Raw genomic sequence first — 880 nt, forward strand, 5'->3', positions numbered from 1 at the left:
GGGGGGTGTTGCTCTTGCATTAATCTCTGCAAGCGCTCGGGATAAAAAAAATCTTCTGGACGCAAATCTATCCCATGATCACGTGCGTAGGTTAATAACTGCGCTTGATAAATTGAAGGAAACAATCCATTAGAACCACCCTTCTCTTTAGAATAAGTGATACGATAAACAGCACCTTTACATTTCTTCAAAATACGCGAAACGTTAACAGCCCCCCCTAGATATTTTATTATAGTATACGCAGGTTCTTTTTTCATAAAGATAAAATTTCATATTTTATGAATTTTATCAAGATAAAATTTCATATTTTTTTTATTGATTTTTCATTTCATATGAAAGACTTTGTATTTTATGGAATCAGATCAGTTAAAGGTATGGCTTAATGCGCAATTAGCTAAAAATGGTCATGGTAGTAAGAAAATGCTAGCCAAGCATTTAGGAGTGTTACCATCTACCTTAACTAGTATGTTGCATGATTCAGGTACAAAAAGATCAATAAAAGCAAGTGAATTAATAGAAATTATTGATTTTTTTGGCGAAATCCCCCCTTTTCTAATCAAAGAATCTGAACAGTTTATTCAACTGTATTATCAAGCAAATCCCGAAGTTCAGAAAGCTGTTTTAACGATTCTTCAGAATTCTTGTTCTTCAGACAAAAAATAATAGCAGCCATCACTTTTTTATCTCCACAATTCCAAAGTTTTTCTAACATTAGTTTATCCATAATTAACCTACACTTTATTAAAATTTCATATTTTCTGAATTTTTATATTGACAATTTTCATAAATAATGAAATATAAGTTCCATATCTTAGAAAATAACTTTTGCCAATAGGCAGTATGGAGGCATTTGTGAAGAAACCAGTGTTTATAAATTCTG

General features: G+C 31.0%; 2 protein-coding genes. One reads left to right on the forward strand and one right to left on the reverse strand.

The genetic code is table 11. From position 1 onward, the window contains the following. On the reverse strand, nt 1-257 hold a 257-nt coding region (locus ACFIJP_RS09395), incomplete at its 3' end, for a hypothetical protein (protein WP_375627154.1). A gap of 94 nt (nt 258-351) precedes the next feature. On the opposite strand from ACFIJP_RS09395, the gene ACFIJP_RS09400 reads away from it, so the two are divergent. Beyond that, nucleotides 352-663, forward strand: coding sequence for an XRE family transcriptional regulator (locus ACFIJP_RS09400; RefSeq protein ID WP_114647946.1), 312 nt, complete (start codon nt 352-354; stop codon nt 661-663). Nucleotides 664-880: the final 217 nt, after the last annotated feature.

The organism is Bartonella sp. MU37NMGALS, from assembly GCF_042194015.1.
Classification (GTDB): Bacteria; Pseudomonadota; Alphaproteobacteria; order Rhizobiales; family Rhizobiaceae; genus Bartonella; species Bartonella grahamii.

Bases quoted from the DNA above. Each gene is read 5' to 3' on its own strand.
- ACFIJP_RS09400 (WP_114647946.1), top strand. From the start codon at position 352: ATGGAATCAGATCAGTTAAAGGTATGGCTTAATGCGCAATTAGCTAAA.